This window comes from Phocaeicola coprophilus DSM 18228 = JCM 13818, assembly GCF_000157915.1.
GTDB classification, from domain to species: Bacteria; Bacteroidota; Bacteroidia; order Bacteroidales; family Bacteroidaceae; genus Phocaeicola; species Phocaeicola coprophilus.
This window is the reverse complement of the sequence record NZ_EQ973628.1, coordinates 1-2,360: the sequence shown is the minus strand read 5'-3', so window position 1 is coordinate 2,360 and position 2,360 is coordinate 1. Positions and strand designations below refer to the sequence as shown.

At 31.5% G+C, this 2,360-nt stretch carries 2 protein-coding genes; both read right to left on the bottom strand.

What is annotated here, in order from left to right; translation table 11 throughout:
* Positions 1-311 precede the first annotated feature (311 nt).
* Complete coding sequence (locus BACCOPRO_RS00010) at positions 312-1,658, bottom strand: McrC family protein (protein ID WP_246497779.1); 1,347 nt, start codon at positions 1,656-1,658, stop codon at positions 312-314.
* The coding region (locus BACCOPRO_RS00005) for an AAA family ATPase (RefSeq protein WP_008139678.1) at positions 1,633-2,360 on the bottom strand (728 nt) is incomplete at its 5' end. The genes BACCOPRO_RS00010 and BACCOPRO_RS00005, both read right to left, overlap by 26 nt.

Sequence of the window (2,360 nt, the reverse complement as noted above, 5' to 3'; positions counted from 1 at the left end):
ACTGATTGGCGAATGTCACAATAACCGGAGTCTGTATCATTTCAAGTATTGATTGATTTTGTGACAAATGTATTAACCAAGTTTTTTTGGTAAGAAATGTGCAACACATTTGTTATTTCGGTTGGATAAACCGAAGTACAGTGTGTGGTAAATATTAAAAAATTATGGTTGCTTCAACAAAAAAGGTTACAGCTAAGAGTTCTTCTCGGCTGTAACCTTTTTTGATATCATATATAAAACACTTGACTTTATATTCTTAGAATGCCAGTCTCATTATTCTTGCAAAGCTGGATAGTAAATCCAATAGCTATTTATTGATATGGTTCAAGTTCAAGTTTGAATTTTGTTTTTAATGAATCCTCCGATTTTAACATTTCAGAGACAAACGACTTATAGCTATCTGTTATTCGTGATATAGGATATATATATGTTTGGAGTTCTGCATTTTCCTCTTCGCCATATCCTAATAAATGAAATATATCCTTAAGATATTCTTTGTCACCGGGTTGTACAAAAATACCACGTTTCCCTTTCATTTGATACATATAAGTTATCATCTGATGAATATCATCTCGATTTGTCTCTTTTTTGTATTTGGCATCAACAATAAGACGATCATATTCCCTGTAATAATCAGGATATCTGGGAAGGCGATTATGTTTTGCCAGATAAATACATCCGAAACCTTTTTTGTTATTGGGATGCTTGAATCCTTGTTTTGTTAATATAGTAGCAAGATATTCTTCCCATAAATATGAAACATCAAATAAAATGCCATGTATCTTATTTTTCTTCTCCCCATATTTAATCTTTTCATGTCGTAATATCCGTAAGCAAAGTTTCTGTAAAGGTGTATAGCGAGAATAATATGGATGGTTAATTTCCTTCAAATTACTTTTAACAACAATTTCTCTTTCTTGTCTGCAGTAACTGGGTGTTGCAGATATAATCTGAGTAACACTTGTACGTGTTTCACTATCATTTTCCAGCAATGTTCTACCAAATTTACTCTTACTGATATAATCAATAGTATGTCGTATTAATTCAGTAACATGATTATCATGGCTAAATTCACGTGTACTATAAGCAATACGTCCGTTGAAAGGCATATTAGTTCTTAAATGCCGGTTAATATTTATTGTGCCTCGGACATTTGCATCATTATATTCATTCCGCTTGTATTCCTTGTATATACCTTGTGATAGTGCCTCATTAAGAAATCTTGGAAACATGTATAACAGAAAATCGAATAGTTGTTCATCACTAGTTCCATGAGATAGATTCAACACATTAATACAAAAAACCTTGCTAAGCATATAATGTAAGAAGAAATCTTCTTTTGAATCTTGGGAGAAACGGGAATGTATAGAAAGAGATAATCCATTAATCCCTATAAAACCTGCCATATTCCCTGTTTCAAGCATAACTTTAGTACATTTTCTCTCCTTCCAATGAGTCTGTAGCAACAATAGAGGCTGTTTACCAGTCTCATCCTCACATTGATAAAATGAATGTGGATATATTAGCAGGTTATTGTCTTTATCATCTAACAGTTCTGAAACGTTTCTGTTGGCAATATTCTGTAAAGACAGATATTTTTCAAGGTTATCAGAAGTAGATGAATATTTAGTATTATCCCTCAATATCAGCATTGACATCTTCTTTAAAATATATATCTTCCAATTTTTTCATATTCTCCATTGCCTCCGGCATTCCTCTTAAATATTCAGAAAGGACTCCTTTTAAATGATTTTCCCAAAGATGCCTGTAGGCAGATTTTTTGTTTGTATGATCTTCATTCAGGTAAAGTTGCAGTTTACTAAAATAAGAACCACCAATGTGATATGCAGCATTTAGCCCCTCAATACCTGTATTAGTAGTTTCATTCCATATAGTATTATTCAAACGTTTCATTATTTCAATAACTTCATCTTTCATTTCTTTAAGATCATCCAACATACCTGTATTTTCTTCTGCTTTTACTTCTTGCCAGGCAAAACGTCGGCGCATTGCGAAATCCATACTTTCAACACTACGATCTATATCATTCATTGTTCCTATGATATAGACATTTTCAGGTATATAAAAACCTTCATAAAAAGGATCAGATTCATTGGTAATCATATTCTGATATTGAGTTTTTACCATACCTTTTACTCCACGATAACCAGGATCTATACTAAAAAATAGTTCTCCAAATATTTTTGAGATTTCTCCTCTATTGATTTCATCAATAATGAATACAAATTTCTTTATATTATTATCTAAGCTTTCATCTTGATAACCACTCATGTAATGCTCTTTGATATAATTACCAATGGATTTTGTATATGTATCATTTTCATGACAAACATTATTTA

Coding starts and splice junctions, on each gene's coding strand:
- BACCOPRO_RS00010 (WP_246497779.1), bottom strand. CDS start 1,658: ATGTCAATGCTGATATTGAGGGATAATACTAAATATTCATCTACTTCT.